The sequence below is a fragment of the Acidimicrobiia bacterium genome (assembly GCA_035471805.1).
GTDB lineage: Bacteria > Actinomycetota > Acidimicrobiia > Spongiisociales > JAHEDJ01 > JAHEDJ01.
Window position 1 is genome coordinate 53,097 of the sequence record DATIPS010000033.1, and the last position, 20,099, is coordinate 73,195.

The 20,099-nt window shown below is 62.9% G+C and carries 22 protein-coding genes; 16 read left to right on the forward strand and 6 right to left on the reverse strand.

Annotated features, from left to right (window positions below; translation table 11 throughout):
• Positions 1-360: 360 nt before the first annotated feature.
• The 10 genes from VLT15_07780 (at position 361) to VLT15_07825 (ending at position 7,438) form a co-directional block, all read left to right on the forward strand.
• On the forward strand, positions 361-594 hold the full coding sequence (locus VLT15_07780) for an AtpZ/AtpI family protein (protein HSR45113.1): 234 nt from the start codon (positions 361-363) through the stop codon (positions 592-594).
• On the forward strand, positions 578-1,006 hold the full coding sequence (locus tag VLT15_07785) for a hypothetical protein (GenBank protein ID HSR45114.1): 429 nt from the start codon (positions 578-580) through the stop codon (positions 1,004-1,006). Before VLT15_07780 ends, VLT15_07785 begins: the two co-directional genes overlap by 17 nt.
• On the forward strand, positions 999-1,814 hold the full coding sequence (atpB, locus tag VLT15_07790) for a F0F1 ATP synthase subunit A (protein ID HSR45115.1): 816 nt from the start codon (positions 999-1,001) through the stop codon (positions 1,812-1,814). The genes VLT15_07785 and atpB overlap by 8 nt, the downstream gene beginning before the upstream one ends.
• A gap of 18 nt (positions 1,815-1,832) precedes the next feature.
• On the forward strand, positions 1,833-2,057 hold the full coding sequence (gene atpE / locus VLT15_07795) for an ATP synthase F0 subunit C (protein HSR45116.1): 225 nt from the start codon (positions 1,833-1,835) through the stop codon (positions 2,055-2,057).
• A 9-nt stretch (positions 2,058-2,066) separates the two neighbouring features.
• The gene (gene atpF, locus VLT15_07800) at positions 2,067-2,624 is read left to right on the forward strand and encodes a F0F1 ATP synthase subunit B (protein ID HSR45117.1); all 558 of its coding nucleotides are present in this window, start codon (positions 2,067-2,069) and stop codon (positions 2,622-2,624) included.
• A complete protein-coding gene (atpH, locus tag VLT15_07805) occupies positions 2,625-3,164 on the forward strand; it encodes an ATP synthase F1 subunit delta (GenBank protein HSR45118.1) in 540 nt (179 codons plus the stop codon). It begins immediately after the preceding gene.
• A gap of 10 nt (positions 3,165-3,174) precedes the next feature.
• Positions 3,175-4,692, forward strand: coding sequence for a F0F1 ATP synthase subunit alpha (gene atpA, locus VLT15_07810; protein ID HSR45119.1), 1,518 nt, complete (start codon positions 3,175-3,177; stop codon positions 4,690-4,692).
• A gap of 6 nt (positions 4,693-4,698) precedes the next feature.
• On the forward strand, positions 4,699-5,586 hold the full coding sequence (locus VLT15_07815; GenBank protein ID HSR45120.1) for a F0F1 ATP synthase subunit gamma: 888 nt from the start codon (positions 4,699-4,701) through the stop codon (positions 5,584-5,586).
• A 17-nt stretch (positions 5,587-5,603) separates the two neighbouring features.
• On the forward strand, positions 5,604-7,025 hold the full coding sequence (gene atpD / locus VLT15_07820) for a F0F1 ATP synthase subunit beta (protein HSR45121.1): 1,422 nt from the start codon (positions 5,604-5,606) through the stop codon (positions 7,023-7,025).
• Between the two features lie 86 nt (positions 7,026-7,111).
• The gene (locus VLT15_07825; protein ID HSR45122.1) at positions 7,112-7,438 is read left to right on the forward strand and encodes a F0F1 ATP synthase subunit epsilon; all 327 of its coding nucleotides are present in this window, start codon (positions 7,112-7,114) and stop codon (positions 7,436-7,438) included.
• Between the two features lie 64 nt (positions 7,439-7,502).
• On the opposite strand, the gene VLT15_07830 is transcribed toward VLT15_07825, so the two are convergent.
• Positions 7,503-7,937: an SRPBCC family protein gene (locus VLT15_07830; protein HSR45123.1), complete on the reverse strand. Its 435-nt coding sequence runs from the start codon at positions 7,935-7,937 to the stop codon at positions 7,503-7,505.
• Between the two features lie 54 nt (positions 7,938-7,991).
• On the opposite strand from VLT15_07830, the gene VLT15_07835 reads away from it, so the two are divergent.
• The 4 genes from VLT15_07835 (at position 7,992) to VLT15_07850 (ending at position 12,194) form a co-directional block, all read left to right on the forward strand.
• On the forward strand, positions 7,992-8,531 hold the full coding sequence (locus VLT15_07835) for a DUF2087 domain-containing protein (protein HSR45124.1): 540 nt from the start codon (positions 7,992-7,994) through the stop codon (positions 8,529-8,531).
• Positions 8,532-8,689: 158 nt separating this feature from the next.
• Positions 8,690-9,532 (forward strand): PIG-L family deacetylase, encoded by an 843-nt coding sequence (locus VLT15_07840; protein ID HSR45125.1) that lies wholly within the window; start codon positions 8,690-8,692, stop codon positions 9,530-9,532.
• 88 nt (positions 9,533-9,620) lie between these two features.
• Positions 9,621-11,219, forward strand: coding sequence for an ABC-F family ATP-binding cassette domain-containing protein (locus VLT15_07845; protein ID HSR45126.1), 1,599 nt, complete (start codon positions 9,621-9,623; stop codon positions 11,217-11,219).
• Positions 11,220-11,261: 42 nt separating this feature from the next.
• Positions 11,262-12,194 carry a metallophosphoesterase gene (locus tag VLT15_07850; GenBank protein ID HSR45127.1) on the forward strand — a complete coding sequence of 311 codons (933 nt, stop codon included), beginning with the start codon at positions 11,262-11,264 and terminating at the stop codon, positions 12,192-12,194.
• Between the two features lie 77 nt (positions 12,195-12,271).
• On the opposite strand, the gene VLT15_07855 is transcribed toward VLT15_07850, so the two are convergent.
• Complete coding sequence (locus VLT15_07855; protein ID HSR45128.1) at positions 12,272-13,003, reverse strand: hypothetical protein; 732 nt, start codon at positions 13,001-13,003, stop codon at positions 12,272-12,274.
• 130 nt (positions 13,004-13,133) lie between these two features.
• Here VLT15_07855 and VLT15_07860 point away from each other — a divergent pair, with 130 nt between their 5' ends.
• Positions 13,134-13,370: a hypothetical protein gene (locus tag VLT15_07860; GenBank protein HSR45129.1), complete on the forward strand. Its 237-nt coding sequence runs from the start codon at positions 13,134-13,136 to the stop codon at positions 13,368-13,370.
• Positions 13,371-13,445: 75 nt separating this feature from the next.
• The gene (locus VLT15_07865) at positions 13,446-14,135 is read left to right on the forward strand and encodes a DNA alkylation repair protein (protein ID HSR45130.1); all 690 of its coding nucleotides are present in this window, start codon (positions 13,446-13,448) and stop codon (positions 14,133-14,135) included.
• Positions 14,136-14,199: 64 nt separating this feature from the next.
• Here VLT15_07865 and VLT15_07870 read toward each other — a convergent pair whose 3' ends face one another.
• The 4 genes from VLT15_07870 to VLT15_07885 form a co-directional block, all read right to left on the reverse strand.
• Positions 14,200-15,210 carry a 2-oxoacid:ferredoxin oxidoreductase subunit beta gene (locus tag VLT15_07870; protein ID HSR45131.1) on the reverse strand — a complete coding sequence of 337 codons (1,011 nt, stop codon included), beginning with the start codon at positions 15,208-15,210 and terminating at the stop codon, positions 14,200-14,202.
• Positions 15,207-17,090, reverse strand: a complete 1,884-nt coding sequence (locus VLT15_07875; GenBank protein HSR45132.1) for a 2-oxoacid:acceptor oxidoreductase subunit alpha — start codon at positions 17,088-17,090, stop codon at positions 15,207-15,209. The genes VLT15_07870 and VLT15_07875 overlap by 4 nt, the downstream gene beginning before the upstream one ends.
• A gap of 543 nt (positions 17,091-17,633) precedes the next feature.
• Entirely contained in the window at positions 17,634-19,010 is a 1,377-nt protein-coding gene (locus tag VLT15_07880; protein HSR45133.1) for an amidase, read from the reverse strand.
• Positions 19,003-20,091 (reverse strand): DUF3048 domain-containing protein, encoded by a 1,089-nt coding sequence (locus VLT15_07885; protein HSR45134.1) that lies wholly within the window; start codon positions 20,089-20,091, stop codon positions 19,003-19,005. Before VLT15_07885 ends, VLT15_07880 begins: the two co-directional genes overlap by 8 nt.
• Positions 20,092-20,099: the final 8 nt, after the last annotated feature.

Here is a 20,099-nt window from a genome sequence, read left to right on the forward strand (position 1 = left end):
GGCTACCTTCCCCAGCTTCGCTGAGGGAGGAAGTCTGGTGTGCCGCGAAGACCCGGCACGTCCCGCGTCTCCGCCGGGGCAGCACTGCAATGGCCCAGGGAATGTGCGGGCCGGCGAAAGTGTTCAGATGATTGTGAAGGGATTCACAAGCGACTCGAGCGAGCCAACCGCTTTCTCCCACCGCTGTGAGGCGGGGGGAGTCCGCCGGATTCGAAGAATCCGGGGGGAGGGGGGCTCTTGCGAAGCTGCCCCCTCTGCCTCGAAGACTCGGCATCTCCCGCGCCTGCCGGTGCGGGAGAAAAGCCCCCTCCCGCGACTCGCGACTCGCGACTCGCGACTCGCGACGAGGAACCCGCCACCATGAAACGCGACAATCCGCACCAGGTCGTCACCGGGGCCGTCAGTGACGGGTGGGTCGAGGGGTCCAGTTTTCTGGGTTCGATACTGGCCGGGTGGCTGCTCGGATGGCTGCTGGACCGGTGGCTGGATACGGATCCGTGGTTCATCGTGATCGGGATCATCGCCGGGTCGGTCAACGGGTTCTATCGCATGTGGATCCATGCCACGAAGGATGACGATGTTCGAGAACAGTGAGGCGGAGGCCTTCGTAGCCGGGCAGCGACCGGTCGAGCTGGACACGGCCAAGAGCACCGTGCGCAGATCGGTGATCGTCGGGCCCGTGATCACCGCAATCGCCTGGCTCATCTGGGGCTGGGACGGCGCCTGGTCGGCGGCCCTCGGTGTAGCCGTCGTGGTCGGCTACTACATGATCACGGGAGTGTTCCTGTCTATGGCTGCACGAATCTCTTTCGCGGCCTACTATGCCGCTGCGCTCCTCGGTTTCATCGTTCGATTGGGCCTGATCGCGGCAACGATGTATCTTCTCGCCAACATCTTGCCCGTCGACCGGCTGGCTTTGGGAGTTTCGGTCGTTGTGGCCTATCTTGCACTGTTGATTCTGGAAGCTAAAGCACTCGCGGGGAAGCGACGAGGAGACCATGGTTGAGCAAATGATTCTGGCTAGTGAATGCGACGTCGCCAACGAGGTGATATGCGCTCCTGCCGACGTCAAAGAACTCTTCGAACTGCCGACGATCTTCTACATCGGCGACATCGCCATTACCCGTACGATCATTCTCATCTTCCTGGCGGCCTTCATCGTCATCGCCTTGCTCTACTTCGGGCTCCGCAAGGGCAGTGTCATCCCCTCGAAGTTCCAGGCGGTCGTCGAGAGCCTCGTCCAGTTCGTCCGCAAGGATGTGGCCGGAGACATCATCGGTCCGGAAGGCGTCAGGTACGCCCCTTACCTGACCGCAATGTTCCTGTTCCTGCTGGTCGGCAACCTCTTCGAGATCACGCCGCTCGTCAACTTCCCGATCACCTCGCGTATGGCCATCCCCGCCTTTCTCGCAATCGTCACCTGGCTGATCTTCGTGATCGTAGGGTTCTACAAGAACGGCTTCAGCTACTTCCTCGACATCGTCTGGCCCAAGTCGGTTCCGGTCGGCCTGCGCTGGCTGGTTGGTTTGATCGAGCTCTTCTCGGTCTTCCTGCTGCGTCCGTTGACGCTGGCAGTCCGACTCTTCGCCAATCTGGTGGCCGGTCACCTGATGCTCACGCTCCTGCTGGGTTCGGGCGCAATCTTCATCTGGAACTTCGCAGACGCCGGGGCCAAGAGTCTGGTCGGCGTCGCCTGGTTCGCCTTCGGCCTCGGCATCTACCTGTTCGAGATAGTCGTCGCCGTGTTGCAGGCCTACATCTTCACGCTGTTATCCGCCGTCTACATACAGTCTTCGGTTCACCCAGAGCACTGACCAAGGAGGAGAAGGGAAATGGAAGGATCAATTGAGGTCCTCAAAGGAGGACTTGCCCTGATGGGTTACGGCCTCGCCGCCGTCGGGCCCGGTATCGGCATCGGCATCGTGGTCGGCAACGCCATAACCGCCATGGCACGCCAGCCTGAAATGGCCGGAACGGTGCGGACCACCATGTTCCTCGGCATCGCATTCACGGAGGCGCTGGCCCTGATCGGCTTCGTGCTCTTCTTCATCGCCTAGGAGGCCACCGTGTTGTACGCATTGTCCACGGTGCTCCTGGCCGCTGAGGAAGCCGAAGAAACCGGCAACATCGGCCTCGTGCTGCCCGAGCCCTACGAGCTCGTAGCCGGCATCATCGCCTTCGGCATCGTCTTCTTCTTCGTATGGAAGTGGGCGTTCCCGGCCATCGACAAGATGCTCGAAGACCGCCAGCGTGCCATCAAAGGCCAAATGGAAGATGCCGAGGCCGCCAAAGCCGAGGCACAGAGCCTGCTCGATGACTATCGCAAGCAGCTCGCCGAAGCCAAGGCCGAGGCCGCCGGGATCATCAATGAAGCTCGCGAAGCCGCGGAAGCTATGAAGGCAGACATCCTCGCCAAGGCACAGACCGAGTCCGCAGAGATCGGTACCAAAGCACGCGCGGACGCCGCCACCGAGCGCGACCGTGCTCTTGCCTCGGCCCGGGTCGAGGTCGCCAATCTGTCCATCGACCTCGCCGAGAGAGTGGTGGGGGAGAACCTCGACCGCGCCGCCCAGCTGGGCCTGGTCGAGCGCTACCTCGCCGATCTGGAGAGGATGTCCGACTAGATGGCCGCCGAAGACCGCATCCAGGGTTACGCGTCTGCGATCTTCGAGATCGCACGCGGCGAGGGCGACCTCGAGCGCGTCGAGAGCGAACTGTTCCAGATCGCCCGCACGTTCGAGACCTCAGCCGATCTACGCGAAGCTCTCACCGACCCCCGCCTGCCGCAAGATCGCAAGCAGGGCATCGTCGACGACCTGCTCGGTGCCCGTGCCTCCGAACTGACCGTGTCCCTCGTAGGGTTCATCGTCAGCAGCGGCCACGCCTCCGAGCTGCCTGAGATAGTCGACGGGTTCGTTGCCAGGGCTGCCGCCGAGCGGCACCGGGCAGTCGCTGAGGTGCGGTCGGCCATTGAGCTCGACGCTGAGACGGTCGCCCGTCTCGAGTCGGCGCTCGCCAAAGCGACCGGTAAGAAGGTCGAAGTCAAGGTCGTCGTGGACCCGAAGGTCCTCGGCGGCATCGTCGCCCGCGTTGGCGATATCGTGATCGACGGCTCGGTTCGTAGCCGTCTCGACACGCTGCGAGACACGCTAAAGAGCCGCTAAGGAGTCACCGATGTCAGAGATGACGATCAATCCGGAAGAGATCACGGCTTCCCTCCGCAGGAACCTCGAGGGGTGGGAGCCGAGCATTACCCAGGAGACCGTCGGGTACGTCTCCTCCATCGCCGACGGCGTGGCGCGCGTCAAGGGCTTGCCCAACGTGATGGCCTCAGAGCTGTTGGAATTCCCCGGCGGACTGCAGGGTGTCGCCCTCAACGTCGACGAACACGACCTCGGTGTGGTGCTCATGGGTGAATCGAACCACATCGAGGAAGGCGCAGCGGTCAAGCAGACCGGCAAGGTGCTCTCTGTGCCGGTCGGCGACGAGTTGCTCGGCCGGGTGGTCGACCCGCTCGGAAATCCGCTCGACGGCAAAGGCCCGATCAACTCCACCGAGACCCGCCTACTCGAAACCCAGGCGCCGTCCGTGGTCCAGCGGCAGCCGGTGGTCGAGCCGCTGCAGACCGGCATCAAAGCCATCGATGCCATGACCCCGATCGGCCGTGGCCAGCGCGAGCTGATCATCGGCGACCGGCAGACCGGCAAGACGGCCATCGCCGTCGACACGATCATCAACCAGAAGGGCCTGGGCGTAAAGTGCATCTACGTCGCCATCGGCCAGAAGTCCTCAACGGTGGCCGAGGTGGTCGATTCGCTCGAATCCCACGGAGCCATGGAATACACGGTGATCGTCAACGCCTCTGCCTCAGCTCCCGCCGCCCTGCAGATGTACGCGCCCTACTCGGGCTCCGCCATGGGCCAGTACTGGATGTACAAGGGCGAGCACGCCCTGATCATCTTCGACGACTTGTCCAAGCAGGCGGTCGCCTACCGGGAGATCTCGCTGCTGCTGCGCCGTCCACCCGGTCGTGAGGCCTACCCGGGCGACGTCTTCTATCTGCACAGCCGTCTCCTCGAGCGCTGCGCCAAGCTCTCCGCAGAGTTGGGCGGCGGATCCTTGACCGGCCTGCCGATTGTCGAGACCAAGGCCGGCGACGTTTCGGCCTACATCCCGACCAACGTGATCTCGATCACCGACGGCCAGATCTTCCTCGAAGCCGACCTGTTCTATTCGGGTATTCGCCCGGCCATCAACGCCGGCATTTCCGTGTCACGGGTGGGCGGCAACGCTCAGGTCAAGGGCATGAAGAAGGTGGCCGGTCCGCTGCGCCTCAACCTGGCGCAGTTCCGTGAACTCGAAGCGTTCGCAGAGTTCGGTTCGGAGCTCGACGCCGCCTCGCTCGCCCAGCTGGAACGTGGCCGGCGGGTCGTCGAGGTGCTCAAGCAGGGCCAGTTCGAACCGATGCCGGTCGAAGAGCAGATCGTGTCGATCTACGCGGTGACCGAGGGCCACATGGACTCGATTCCCACCGAGCACGTCGAGGAGTTCGAGTCGGCGCTGATGGATTACATGCGAACAAGGCACGGAGCCATGCTCGACGAGATCCGGGAGACCGGAGCTTTGCCCGAAATCGATGCCCTGGTGGCGGCGATTTCGGAGTTCAAAGACATCTACGAGGTGGAGGGGTAGCGACCGGTGGCCAGCGCCGAACTCCGGGATACTCGACGGCGGATCAAGTCCGTCCAGTCGACCATGAAGATCACGCGGGCGATGGAGCTCATCGCCGCCTCGCGCATCCCCAAGGCGACGGCGCGCGTCTCTGCTTCCAAGCCCTACTCGGCCAAACTGGTGGAGGTGATCCGCAACGTGTCGGCCGCCTCGGGCGGAGCTTCGCACATGCTGCTCGAGCGGCGGGCGGTGAAGAATGCCGGCGTGCTGATCGTCGCCTCCGATCGGGGCCTGGCCGGGGCCTATGCCTCGTCGATAATCCGGGAGGCCGAGCGGCACATAATCGAGGTCGAGAAATCTGGAACGCCGGCACGGTTGTTCGTCGTCGGCAAGAAGGCGCAGAGCTACTTCCAATACCGGAAATATCACATCGAGCGCGCCTTCCTCGGCGTGACCGACACACCCGGTTACGGCGACGCCAGGGCAATCGCCAACATACTGATGGACGCCTACGCGTCGAACACCGTCGACTCGGTCGACACGTTCTATACGCAGTACAAGTCGCCGATGACCCAGGTTCCGCTCCAGTTCCAACTGCTGCCCATCGTGGCGCCGGAGGGAACCGAGGGGTCGGAACCGCTTGCGTCGGTGGACTACTCGTACGAACCGTCACCGACGGCCATTCTCGACCGGTTGCTGCCTCGCTACGTCGAGTCGACCGTCTTCAGCATGTTGCTGGAGGCATCGGCCTCCGAGCATTCGGCCCGGCGGCGCGCGATGAAAGCCGCCACCGAGAATGCAGACGAACTCATTCGAATCCTCACAAGAATCGCCAACAGGGCACGTCAGGCCGAGATCACAACAGAGATCTCTGAGATCGTCGGCGGCGCCGAGGCGCTCTCCCAACAGACCTGAAAAAGGAGCACGGAATAGTGGCAGAAGCAACAAGCATCGGACGTATCACGAAGGTCGCCGGACCGGTGATCGACGTGGAGTTCCCGCCCGACAGGCTTCCCGAGATCTACTACGCGCTCGAGGTCGATCTCACGGTAGATGGTGTGACCAGCACGGTCATCGCCGAAACTGCCCAGCATCTGGGCGGCAACAAGGTGCGGGCCGTTGCCATGGCGCCGACCGACGGTCTGGTGCGCGGCACGGAGGTCCGCAACCTCGGCGCCCCCATCTCGGTGCCGGTTGGCGATCGGACGCTCGGCCACATCTTCAACATGTGGGGCCAGCCGCTCGACGTGGACACGATCGAAGAAGGCGACAGCTGGCCGATTCATCGCGCCGCTCCGGCCTTCGAGGACGTCGAACCGCAGAAGACCGTGTTCGAGACCGGCATCAAGGTGCTCGACCTCCTCTGCCCCTACCTCCAGGGTGGCAAGATCGGCCTGTTCGGCGGAGCCGGTGTCGGCAAGACGGTGCTCATCCAGGAGATGATCAACCGGGTGGCCACCCAGCACGGCGGTGTTTCGGTGTTCGCCGGTGTCGGCGAGCGCACACGCGAGGGCAACGACCTCTTCCTGGAGATGCAGGACTCCGGTGTCATCGAGAAGGCCGCCCTCGTGTTCGGCCAGATGGACGAACCGCCCGGCGTACGTCTGCGGGTTGCCCTTTCGGCTCTGACGATGGCCGAGTACTTCCGTGATGTGCAGAACCAGGACGTGCTGCTGTTCATCGACAACATCTTCCGTTTCACGCAGGCAGGCTCCGAGGTGTCGACGCTGCTGGGCCGCATGCCGTCGGCGGTGGGATACCAGCCGACGCTGGCCGGTGAGATGGGCGTTCTGCAGGAGCGCATCACCTCGTTGCGCGGCCGGTCGATCACGTCGCTCCAGGCGATCTACGTGCCGGCCGACGACATCACCGACCCGGCCCCGCACACCGCGTTCGCCCACCTCGACGCCACCACGGTGCTGTCCCGTCCGTTGACCGCGCTGGGAATCTACCCGGCCGTCGATCCGCTCGACTCGACGTCGCGGGCCCTGGATCCGCAGATCGTCGGTGACGAGCACTACGAGGTTGCCACCGGGGTGCAGCAGGTTCTCCAGCGCTACAAGGATCTCCAGGACATCATCGCCATTCTCGGAATCGACGAGCTGTCCGAAGAGGACAAGCTGATCGTGAGCCGGGCCCGGCGCATTCAGAAGTTCCTGGCGCAGCCGATGTTCGTGGCGGAGCAGTTCACCGGACAGCCCGGTGTGTACACACCGCTCGAAGACACGATCCGTTCGTTCAAGGCGATCCTCGACGGTGGAATGGACCAGTACCCCGAGCAAGCCTTCTACATGACCGGCGGCATGGACGACGTGATCGCCCGTGCGAAGCAAATCGAAGCGGTGGGCGTCTAGATGCACACTCTCATCCGTTTTCGCGCGACATTCGGTACCCATAGGGTCGGAATGTCGCGCGAAAACGCGGAAATGTGGACTCTCTGATGGCCAAGGCGTTCAATGTCGACGTTGTTTCGCCCGAGGCCACCGTTTGGTCCGGCGAGGCCACGTTCGTTGTGGCCCGGACTACCGAAGGCGAGATCGGCATCATGGCCGACCACGAACCGGTCATGGCCGCGCTGGCGACGGGGGCGGTGAAAATCGAATCGGAGTCCGAGAAGGTCACCATCGGTGTGCACGGCGGGTTCCTCCAGATCCTCAATAACCAGGTCACGTTGCTGACCGACAGGGCCGAGCTCTCCACGGGCGACGCCGACGACGCCCGGAAGATCGCCGAAAGTCTCCGCGAACTCGAAGAGGGCGCCGAGTAAGAACGGTGCTTTCGGTGTCCTGGATGCCGACCGCCGGCAACGACTCCGCACAGGTGTCGGAGCCTCAGCCGAGTCTTGCCGCGAAGGCGTCCACCTGTTTGGGCAGGCCCGAGCTCATTGCCTGGGAGATCACCGGAAAGAACAGCGTCGACAGAAACCCCTTCGACCGCAACGCCACATTCACAGAGACCGCAACGCCTTCTTCGACCTCCGAGAGCAGAGTTGTGATTCGGGCGGTCACTTCCGAAGTCGAGATGTCGATGACCATCTTCGACGGGTTGGCGGCTTCCACCGTTCTGGCGGTGCCTTCGTAGACCTGCGAGGCGGCGGTGGCCCGAAAACGGTAGGCGGTCATCAGTCCGTCGAGGTCGTGATGCGTGTCGAACACCTCATCAACGCCGGCGAGGCCGAGCCAAGTATCGGGATTCTGAAGTTGCTGCCATGCCTTCGCGCACGAGGTCGGGGCGACGGCTGTGTGTTCGAACTCCGCGGAAGGCACGGCGGGAGCGTAGTGACTGGACCGTATGATGCAAGCCATTGGTAGCCTTGCCGGGTGATCAATCCTTCTGACTTCGTGCGGTTGGCGCTCGACCCGACCCGCTTGGCCATTCTTGGTCGGGCCGCGCTCGGGCCGGTCGAGGCGGACACACTCGCGGATGAGCTCGGAATCCTCCGCAAAGATGTGCTGGTCGGAATCGCCCGTCTGCGGGAGGCCGGGTTGCTGACCGATGAACACAGGCTGAATCGTGAAGTGCTCCGGGAAATCGCGACCGCCCTACCGGAAGACATGGCAGTCGACCCGGCGGTGGTCGACGGTCCGTGGTCGAGCGATGAGGTGCAGGTGCTATCGCGTTTCTTCCAGGGATCCAAGCTCACCTCGATCCCGGCGAACCGCACAAAGCGGCTGGTCGTGCTGGAGCGCCTGGCAATGGAGTTCGAGCCGGGCATTCGCTATCAGGAGCGGCAGGTGAATCTGACACTCCAGATGTTCCACCCCGATTTCGCGGCGCTGCGCAGGTACATGGTCGATGACGGACTGTTGACGCGGGCAGACGGCGTCTACTGGCGCAGCGGGGGCCGGACGGCCAACTGATCTTCACGCGAACCGGCAGGTGCGCGATGATGGGGCGCGGCCTCCGGGTGAGAGGGCGGTGTTTGGGAGTTCACCCGGACGCTGCCCTGTTCGTGCGTGCTGCGCGGCCCGGCCCCTGCCAATCGCCTGATTCTCGAGACCTGGTACCTTTCTTCTCCATGCCAGGACTACTCGCATTCCATGCTCATCCCGACGATGAGGCAACTTCGATGGGCGGCACGCTCGCTCATTACTCGGATGCCGGGGAGCAAGTCGTGGTCATAACCGCCACCGATGGAGCGGTGGGGGAGATCCACAACTACGACAATCCTGAAGAGCTCCAGCCTCGGCTGGCAGAACTGCGCGCAGAGGAAATGGCCAAGGCGGCCGCCATCCTCGGCGTTGAGCACGAGTTCCTCGGTTACCGGGACTCGGGCATGATGGGAACCGAGGAGAACAACCACCCCGATTGTTTCTGGCAGGCCGACTTCATGGAGGCGACCGGTCGACTGGTCCGGCTGATCCGCAAGTACCGGCCGGAGGTGGTGGCGATCTACGACCCGTTCGGCGGTTACGGTCATCCGGATCACATACAGGTGCATCGCATCGGTCTGGCGGCTTTCTACGGTGCCTCCGACCTGGCTCGCTTCCCCCTCGCGCCGGGGGAACAGGATTGGACACCCCCGAAGCTCTACTGGACCGCCTGGGCCCGCTCGCGGATGGCGGCCTTCGCCGAGGCGCGGCACGAGGCGGGGTTGATATCGGCAGAGGACCGCGATCGGATGAGCCGGGGAGGAACCGCCGACGAGTACATTCACGCGTGGGTCGACATCCGGTCGCAGCTGGACCGAAAGTTCGACGCGTTGCGTGCCCATCGCACTCAGATACCGGCAGACTGGTGGCTTTTCCAGGTCCCCGAAGAACTGCGCCCGGAGGTGTTCGGCCGCGAGAGCTACATACGCGTGTTCAGCCGCGTGGAGGTACCGACGCCGGAGGACGATTTGTTCGCCGGCCTCCGCTGACTCGCGCGTTCTCAGCAATACTGTTGCGCGTGGGGAGCGTCAGTATTGCCGAGAAAACAAAGCCCGCGACCCGTTACCCTTCTCTGCGATGTTGATCGTTCGCGACCTCCGCATTGAGGTTGGGCCCCGTGTGCTCTTAGACGGTGCCTCCTTCACGCTGCAAGCCGGTGACAAAGTCGGCCTCGTCGGCCGTAACGGCGCGGGCAAGACCACTCTCATGCGGACTCTGGTCGGGTTTCAGTCACCGGCCGACGGTTCGATCGTCCGCTCCGGCAATCTCGGTTACTTTTCTCAGGAGGCGGCGCTGCCCGATCTCGAGCGGCCCGATATGACTGCGCTCGAGCGCATCCTGGCTGCTCGTGAAATCGGCGCTCTTCTACGGCGCATCGAGGAAACCCGCCGCAAGATCGAGCGACTCGACGGTGAGGCTCGTGACCTGGCCATCAAACGTTTCGCCCGCCAGCAGGACGAGTTCGAGGCCAAAGGCGGATTCCCCGCTGAGGCAGAAGCGAAACGAACCGCAGCTGCGCTTGGAATCGGCAATGATGAGCTGGTCCAGCCCATCGCCACGATGTCGGGCGGTCAGCGGCGCCGTACCGAACTGGCGCGCATTCTGTTCGCCGAGAGCGACACGATGCTGCTCGATGAGCCCACCAACCACCTCGACATGGACGCCAAAGGCTGGCTGATGGACTACCTGGCCTCCTACCGGGGAGCGCTTCTCGTCGTCAGCCACGATTTGCCTCTTCTCGATGAATCAATCACGTCGGTTCTCTCGCTGGATGGCGCAGCCCTCGATGCGTATCGGGGCAACTACTCGCACTTCATCACCGAACGCGAGCGCCGGCGGATCCAGAGAGAGCGGGAACGGAAGCAACAGGACTCCAAGATCGCCCAACTCGAGTTCACGATCAACCGCTTCAAGGGCAAGACCGAGAAGATGGCCCGCAAAGCGAAGGTCATGGAAACCAGAGTGGACCGCATCAAGCGAGAACTCGTCGAGGTCGGCAATCGCGGGAAGAACGTCTCGGTGCGGTTCCCCCAACCCGAGCCGTCCGGGCGGACTCCGCTCAAGGCCGAAGGACTGGCGAAATCATACGGGGACAACCTGGTGTTCGTGGACGTGGATGTAGACGTCGATCGTGGCGAGTGCCAGCTGATCATGGGCCTCAACGGGGCAGGAAAGACCACGCTGCTCCGCATACTGGCCGGCGTTGAAACTCCAGACCTCGGCGACGTCACCATCGGTCACAACGCAAGCCTCGGCTATTACGCGCAGGAACACGAGCAGATACACAGCGGCATGTCGGTCCTCGATCATCTGCGCGAAGTGTCGGATCAGCCCGACCGGATGCTCCGCACGATCCTCGGGCACTTTCTCCTGGCCGACAAGATCGAGCAGGATGCCGGAACCCTCTCAGGAGGGGAAAAGACCAAGCTCGCCCTGGCGCAGGTCGTGCTGGCCCGCCCCAACGTGTTGTTGCTCGATGAGCCGACCAACAACCTCGACCCGCAGGCGAAAGAGGCCCTGGTGGGTGCCCTCCATCAGTATCAGGGAACCATCATCCTGGTCAGCCACGACACAGATTTCGTTGCGGAGATGCAGCCCGATCGGGCAATCATGATGCCGGACGGCGATGTGCACTACTTCGACGAGTCACTGTTGGAGCTAGTCGCGCTGGCGTGATGATTTGGGCATACCTGCGCGCTCGGATCTAGCGTTCGGGTTATGCGTCAACGACGGATGATTGTGCTTGCTCTCCTGCTGATAATCGGTTCAAGCTCTTGCGATGGTACCCCGAACCATGCCGGGGCCGGTGATGAGACGGCGTCGGTGAGTGCCGGGCCCGTCAACACTCCCATGCGCAGCCCGGTTGCAGTACTGATCGGGGCAGGGGACGTTGCCACGTCGTCGGGAGATCAAGCAGCGACCGCCGCGATTATCGATCAGTACCCCGAAGCCGTTGTATTCACAACTGGCGACAATGCCTACCCAGACGGAACTGCGGATGATTATTCAAGGCATTTCGACCCATCCTGGGGAGTTCACAAGGATCGCATCAGACCGGCCATCGGGAATCATGATGCACACTCCGAAGGCGCGATGCCCTACTTCTCCTACTTCGGGGCCAACGCCGGCACTCCGGGTGAGGGATGGTATTCGTATGAACTCGGCACCTGGCATGTGATTGTGCTCAATTCAGAGTGCGGGTCGAGCGGTCTGGCTTCCTGTGACGATCAGTTCGAGTGGCTGAGCAGCGACCTGGCCGATCGTACGCAGGAATGCATGTTGGCCTATTGGCACAGACCGGTCTTCAATGCCGGTAGACACGAAGGAGATAGCGATTTCGCCGATGAGTGGGAGATGCTCGACGCAGCTGGTGTCGATGTCGTATTGAACGGGCATGACCACAATTACCAACGGTACGGTCTTCAGGATGCGTCCGGCATGCCGACACCCAACGGAATCCGAGAGTTCGTCGTCGGTACCGGTGGAGCCAAGATCTATGGGCAGGAAACCGACCTAGATAACCTTCAAGCGTTCTATGAGGGCCATGGTGTGCTGAAGTTGGAACTCTTTGAATCCAGTTACTCCTGGGAATTCATTCCTGTTGTCGGACCGTTTGAAGACACTGGAACCGGGTCTTGTGAGGATATCTAGACGTCTCCACGCCGAGTCTCGACTCAGAATCCAGCCACGCCGGGATTGTAAATTGTCTTCATTCGACGTCGTTGGAGCTAGTCGCGCTGGCGTAGCTCCTGAGCGATAGGCAAGGCTCCGGGTTTCCGTGACCCGGTCGCTACCCGGTAGCCGGTCCACAAGAGGATCGCACCGATCAACAGAGCGATGGCGAACCCGGCTGCCTCACCGAGCGCCGTCAGAGAACCGCCGAAGGCCGGTGCCAGTGTGCCCAACACGATCAACAGGTTCCCTGCGGCCAGTATCCGGTTAGAACGCCAGAACTTCACGCTGCTGTAACCGGCCAGTCCGACGATGATCAGGGTCGCGACTCCACCGGCGAAGGCGGCGAATACGCGCGGCCCCGGAACCGAAACGCCGCCGACTTCGATGATGAAGTCGAACAGCTCTTGTCCCTCCGGGATCCCGTCGGTCTCAGTTGCTCCCTTGAGGGGCGCCAGCCACGTTGCCGCGGCACCGAGCACAGACCATATGCCTACGCCGTAGGCGAACCGCCTACCCGCGACGGGGCCGAGCACGAGGAAGACCGAACCGGCGGCCAGGAACGGGATGTTGACTACGGCGCCGAGCCAGTAGAACACGCGGAAGTTCAGTGCGCCCCATCCGAATCCGAGTCCGAGTACCAGCGCCCAGGTGGCGAGGGCGTAGGCGCCCATCGCCAGAGTCCACATGCCGGCGTGGGGTCGGGGGCGGCGGCGCCAGTCGACTCCGAGATCGATGGCGAAGCCGGTTGCGGCCATTGCAGCTAGGAGCGGTACGAGGAAATCCACGCCGCAACCCTAATCCCGTCTGGAGCATCTGCGTTCTCGCGCGACATTCTCCGTCTATCGCGGCGGAATGTCGCGCGAGAACGGCAGGGGATAGCAGACTCAGGCGAGTCGGTCCTTATACTCCGGCGCCGTGACCGAACCAACGACATCTACTGATGGAAATGAACGCATTGCGCGGATACAGAAGCGTGGGCGCCGGCTCATCTTTCTGGGAGTTCTCGTATGGGGGGTATGGCTGATCATCGAGCTGATGGGAGGCGATCCGCATCTCCGGTATTTCCTGCCGTTGCACCTGGGCGGGGTGATCCCCGGTTCGGTCATGTCCCGCTGGGGAGCGATCAGCCGCCTGCTCAATCGAAGACGCTGATCTGGGAGTTTCTCGGCAATACTGTCATCGCCCACGCGCATCAGTATTGCTGAGAAAACTCGTATCCTGGTCGGGATGGACGATCTGGTCGACTACGTGCAAGCCGAGCTGACGGCCGGGGCCGATCCTGTACGGGCGACTCAAATGGCCGCCTATCTCAAGACCGACATGGCGTTCTACGGCGTCCCGATGTCGGGCACACGCGACATCTCCAGGCAGTTGAAGAGTCGATTCGTGCCCGGGACGGCGGCCGAGTACCGAGCGATGGTGGAGACGCTCTGGGCTCTTCCTCATCGAGAGGAGAAATACCTGGCGATCGCGGTCGCTCGCGCCCATCGAGCGTACGTCACTTTCGAACAGGTGGATCTCTATCGACGGCTGATTGTCGAGGGCGCATGGTGGGATTTCGTCGACACCATCGCCTCGAGGTTGATCGGCGACGTTCTCCTGAACGAACGTGAGGAAATGAGTCCGGTTCTCGACCGCTGGGTCGACGACGACGACATGTGGCTCCGTCGCACCGCCATCATCAGTCAGCTCGCCCACAAGGACCGGACCGACGCCGATGCCCTGTTCGACTATTGCCGGCGCCGCGCATTCGAGAAGGAGTTCTTCATCCGCAAAGCGATCGGTTGGGCACTACGTCAGTATGCGAGAACAGATCCGAAGGCCGTCACAGCTTTTCTTCTCGAGCATCGCGCGGAGCTTTCCGGACTCAGTTTCCGGGAGGCCTCGAAGCATTTGGATCTGGGCGGCAGGACCTAGGCCGCATACAACTTGGCCCCCGGGAATACCGGGGGCCAAGCTCTTGCCGGTTGCCTCTTACCCGCTACTCCACGGTCCAGGTACCCTGCGAAGCGATCAGTTTCCCGAGATCGCCCGGGCCGCGTTTCTCGATCACAGCCTCGATCTGGCGGCTCACTTCCCTGTCGTAAACGGGTCGGCTCACATCCCGGAAGACTCCGAGCGGTGTCGGGCCGTCCGGATGAGACGAGAGGCGGCTCAACGCAAACGCCATGCTTGGGTTGATCTGGCGAGAGTCGTGAACGTGGATCTGTGACGGATCCACCGAGGCGGTGTCGACGATCCGCGCAACACCGTTCTCGATGACCACCGCCTTTTCGCTTTCCGGGCCGAAGATGATCGGCTCGCCGTCTTCCATGCGGATCTGGTTGAAGTCACGCTCTTCTTTGCCGGTCAGCGCATTGAACGCCTTGTCGTTGAACACGTTGCAGTTCTGATATATCTCGATGAACGCGGTGCCCTCATGCTCGTGGGCACGTTTCAGGACCTCGATCGTGTGTTTGCGGTCCATATCGAGCGTCCTGGCCACGAAAGACGCATCTGCGCCCAGGGCAAGACTCACAGGGTTGAACGGAAAGTCGATCGAACCCATCGGCGTCGACTTGGTCGTCTTGCCCACCTCAGATGTTGGCGAGTACTGACCCTTGGTCAATCCGTAGATCTGGTTGTTGAACAGCAGGATCTTCAGGTTGACGTTCCGGCGCAAAGCGTGGATCAGATGATTGCCGCCGATCGAGAGAGCATCACCGTCTCCGGTGACGACCCACACCGACAGATCCGGATTGGCCGTGGCGACGCCGCTGGCGATCGCCGGAGCCCGACCGTGAATCGAATGCATGCCGTAGGTGTTCATGTAATACGGGAACCGTGACGAACAGCCGATACCGGAGATGAACACGACGTTCTCCCTGGCGACGCCCATCTCGGCCATGTAGGACTGAACCGAGGCGAGGATCGTGTAGTCGCCGCAACCCGGACACCATTTGACTTCCTGGTCCGATTGGAAATCGGCTCGTTTGTAGTTGAGGGTTGTCATGATTCGATGATCTCCAGGATCTTCTTCTCGACTTCAGAAACCTTGAACGGCTCGGCGGACACCTTGTTGAATCCGATGGCCGGTACCAGGTACTCGGCCCGGACGAGATGACGAAGCTGACCCATGTTCAACTCCGGGATGAGGACCTTCTCGAAACGGTGGATGACTTCGCCCAGGTTGGCCGGGAAGGGGTTGAGATGGCGCAGATGCGCCGTCGCCACAGGTACGCCTCGCTTCAAGAGCCTGCGCGCTGCTCCCTGAATCACGCCGTACGTGGATCCCCATCCGAGTACCAGTAGCTTGGCATCGGGGTCGCCGTCGGTCACGACCGGGTCCACGTCGTTGGCGATGTTGGCGATCTTCCACGCTCTCGTGTCGATCATCAACTGGTGGTTGCCGGGATCGTATGAGACGTTCCCCGTCACTTCCTGCTTCTCGAGGCCGCCGATGCGGTGCTCGAGGCCCGGAGTGCCGGGTACCGCCCAGTCCCTGGCGAAGGTTTGTGGATCGCGCAGGTAGGGGAGGTATTCATCGCCGGCATTCGGTCCGGTGAGGAACGGCTTGCTGATATCTGGAAGCTTCGAAACGTCCGGCAGGTTCCATGGTTCCGATCCGGTGGCGATCGAGTTGTCGGAGAGCACGATGACCGGAGTCATGTACTTGAGTGCGATGCGAGCCGCCTCGATCGTGATGTCGAAAGCATCCGACGGCGATCTGGCAGCCAGTACCGGCATCGGTGCCTCGCCGTGGCGTCCGAAGATCGAGAACAGCAGGTCGGCCTGTTCGGGTTTGGTCGGCAGTCCGGTGGACGGACCGCCCCGCTGAACGTCGATGATGATCAGCGGCAACTCTGTCATCAGGGCGAGGCTGATCGTTTCGCTCTTCAGTGCCAGGCCGGGGCCACTCGTTCCGGTGAACGCCAGATGGCCGGTGAAGGCTGCACCCACCGCCGCGCCGATGCCGGCGATCTCGTCTTCTGCCTGGAAAGTCTTGACCCCGAAGTTCTTGTGGCGGGACAACTCGTGGAGTATGTCGGAAGCCGGCGTGATCGGGTACGTTCCGTAGAAGATCGGCAGCTTGGCCGCGTGGCCGGCGGCGATCACTCCCCACGCCATGGCGGTGTTGCCGGTCACGTTCGTGTAGGTGCCCGGTTCCAGCTTGGCCGGCTTCACGGTGTATGTAGTGCGGGCGGCGTCGGTTGTGAGGCCGAAGTTCCAGCCGGCCTTCAACGCGGCCATGTTGGCGTTGAGCACTTCGGGCCGTTTCCCGAACTTCCTCTCGAGCCATTCAGTTGTGGTGTCCAGCGGTCGGTTGAACAGCCAGGCCATGAGCCCCAGTGCGAAGAAGTTCTTCGAGCGAAGGACTTCGCGCCCGGTCACCCCTGTTTCCTTCACGGCCTCTTTGGTGAGGGTCTCCATGGGGGCGGAGATGATCCTGTAGCTGTCGAGGCTTCCGTCCTCCAGCGGGTTCTTGTCGTATCCGGCCCTATGGAGGTTGCGCTCTATGAACGCCTCGGAGTTGACCACGATCGTGCCGTTCGGCCGGACGTCCTTCAGGTTCGACTTCAAACCCGCCGGGTTCATCGCCACCAGCACATCCGGTTCGTCACCGGGCGTGAGGATGTCGAAGTCGGCGATCTGAACCTGGAAAGTAGATACGCCGGCCAGGGTGCCGGCCGGTGCGCGGATCTCTGCAGGGAAGCTCGGGAAGGTCGCCAGGTCGTTTCCGAATGCCGCCGAGGCGTCCGTGAACCTGGTTCCGGCCAGCTGCATGCCGTCACCGGAGTCTCCGGCAAATCGGATGATGACCTTGTCGAGTTCCTGGAGGTCTGCGGAACTCTCGTTGACGGGGAGGGTGGCAGTCTCTTCTGACACCGACATCACTTCCTTTTATCGGCTATCCGACTCCCGCCGCCCTGGGGCAGGCCGGGTCGGTGTGTAATTGAAATTCATCTTTGTTTTTGTGGATGACCTGGTGGTCGCCCTTGGCGAGCCAGTGTAACCCTCCCTGCGGGGGAACCTGAGTCCATCGGTCGGTGCCGGGGAGTCGGAGGTCCCTCTCCGGCCCCCTGCGGTTCCGCCGGGGTATGGGTCCGGAAGAAGGGCACTGATTCGCAGCTGTTATGGGGCCAAATAACGAGCGGTGATAGAGCTACCTACCTTACGGTAAGTTGCCGTTCCGGCCGGGTACTTGTCCTCTATGCGGTTCGCTGCGGCAGGAGGATGATTGGGGTGTTGACAACCGGACCGCTCAAGAAGCCGTCGGGGTGACCCGACCAAGGTTTCCGGGGTGAGGTGGGCTGCGTACGACGACGGTACGCCATCCCTCGATGTGTCGAGGTTCCTCCCCGTTTCGGGCTCCGCGTCATGCGAAGCCTGTGCCGCATTGGACGCACCCGCCTCACCGCCGGTCAGGCCCGGTTGTCATCTCGCGTCCGGAGGGGTTTCCACTCTGCTCAGTCCGGAGGCTTCAAGGTATGCGCCGAACTCGAGGAGGCGATGCTCCATCCACCACGGAGCAACTATCTGGACTGCGGGCGAGGGAGATCCTCCGACCGCCAGGGGGGCCACGAGGGCCGGCAATCCTGCGTGGTTGATTGGCGCCGAGAACCATGAGAGCGCCGTCCGGTAGTTGACCCGGCCAGGCCCGATGTCGACCGTGTCTTCTCCGATGACCTTCTTCGTGGTACCCGTGGCCGGCGTGATGATGAAGTCGATGCGTCCGAAGGCTCGCTGGGCGGATTGGCGGAGTTCGGCCCGCCAGCGGAGGCCGGCGAGGTATTCGTCGAGGGTGATCTGATCGGCCCGCACCATCCTGCGTTCCACTTCCGGTCCGTATTCGCGGCCGGACTCCCGGAACGACCGGTGAACCGCTGCCACCTCTCCGTATGCAGAAGCCAGCAGGTGATCGGAGGAAGCGGCTTCGGCCAGGTCGATCGACTCGATTCGAGCCCCGGCGCGGGAGAGCGAGTCGCAGAGCGAGTGGAAAGCCACCGCAACATCATCGGAAACCGGGCCTGCCTCGATCCAGGCCCGCGGCACCCCGATTCTCAGGTCGGTTGGATCTGCTGCCGCTCCGACAGGGTGAACGGGGTGGAATGTCGACCAGGGATCCGCGGGATCTCCGCCCGCCATGAGTGAGTAGAGAAGGGCGGCCCCTCCGACCGAGCGCGTGATCGGGCCGACGGTGTCGAGCGAGGGAGCGAGCGGGAAGACGCCGGAGATCGGGATACGTCCGTGCGTCACCTTCAGGCCGATCACCCCGCACAGCGCGGCGGGTACACGTACCGATCCTCCGGTGTCTGTGCCGAGGCCGGCTGCGGCAAGGCCGGCCGAGACCGCCGCGCCGGAACCTCCGGATGAACCGCCCGGGGAGGTGGTCGGGTCCCACGGGTTACGTACCGGCCCGAACCAGTGGTTCTCGCTGGAAAACCCGAAGGCGAACTCGTGCAGGCCGGTGCGCCCGATCGCGACTGCACCTGCCTCTTCCAGGCGTCGAACCGCGCTGGCTGTTCGATCCGGGACTCTTCGATAGAACGACGAACCGGCCGTGTTGAGCAGTCCGGCCTGGTCGATGAGGTCTTTCACGGCAATGGGAACCCCGGCCAGCGGGCCCGGGTCATCTCCGGCCCTGATCTTCCGGTCGATCGACCCGGCTGCGGCCAGTGCGCCCTCGTGGTCGACGAGCGTGAACGCGTTCAGGTTCGACGTTTCGATGCGTTCTAGGTGATCGACGATCGTCTCGGTGGCGGTCACCTTCCGGTCGCGGATGGCTGCTGCCAGTTCGCGCAGGTCATTCATCTGCCGTCCATGTGATCGAGCGGTTGTCGGGGAACACGGAGACCCACGGTCTGCCCGGCGGGACGGTCAAGGTTCCCCCGTATTCATCCTGCAGAGCAAAAGGCTCCTCGATGGCTTCCCTGCTCCAGGTCCCTTCGCGAAGTGCTCCGCCGGCAAAGACTAGGGCGCGGCCCGTGCCGACGGTGTCCATCGCCGGCACCGAGCTTCCTGCTCCGGACGGCGATGCCGTGTAGCGCCTGGCGAACAGGACGATGAGAGTGTCCGCGCTCAACTGCTCGGGATCACCATCACGCCGGATCCACTGCTGGGGTTCGCCGCCCGTGTACCGGACGTATTGCGCTCCGGTCCATTCCCAGCTCACTTGCAGCCCCGGCGACCAGTCGAAACTGATCGAGGTGGCCCGTTCGCCGGGTTCATCGCTCCACGGTCCCCATGCGAACAGATCGGGAGGCGGACCGTCTGGGTAGCCGCGTTCGTCCGCATACTCGCGCAGTGCGGCGGTGTCGACGTAGAGGTTGTGAGGGGCAAACCGGCTGGAGATCCGGTAGGTGGCCGGCCGTACTTCACCGATGAGCGAGACGCCGGCCGAGACGATCCGTTTGATCACCCAGTCCTGTGCGCCGCTGATCGTGAAGGTCGCTCCCAATGGTTTCAGGAGGGTCGGGTCCGTCGGGCGGCCAGAGCGCATTGGACCCAGGTAGTCGGAGTCGCTCTGGTGGAAGAGCGCGATGAAGCGCGTCAGGCCGGCTTCGACGAGGAGTTCGTACACGGCGTCGGCATCTTGTATCCCGGATTGCGGGCGAGCGTTCCAGTGATTGTCGATCTTGACCGCGAGAACACGTCGATCGACCAGCGACGGATCGTCCACGGGCAACCCGTTCAGCGGCGCGACGGGTTCCGGCGGCACGGTTGTAGTAGTGGTCGAAGTCGACGTGGTGGTCGGAGCGAGAGTCGTCGTCGTGGTCGCCGGCGTAGTCGGTGCCGGTGAAGGGGCGGCGAGGACCGTGGGGGTCGACTCGGGGGAGGAGCATGCAGCGATCATCGCGATCGCTGCGATCGTCAGCAATGGTCGTCGAAGCACGGGCGGGA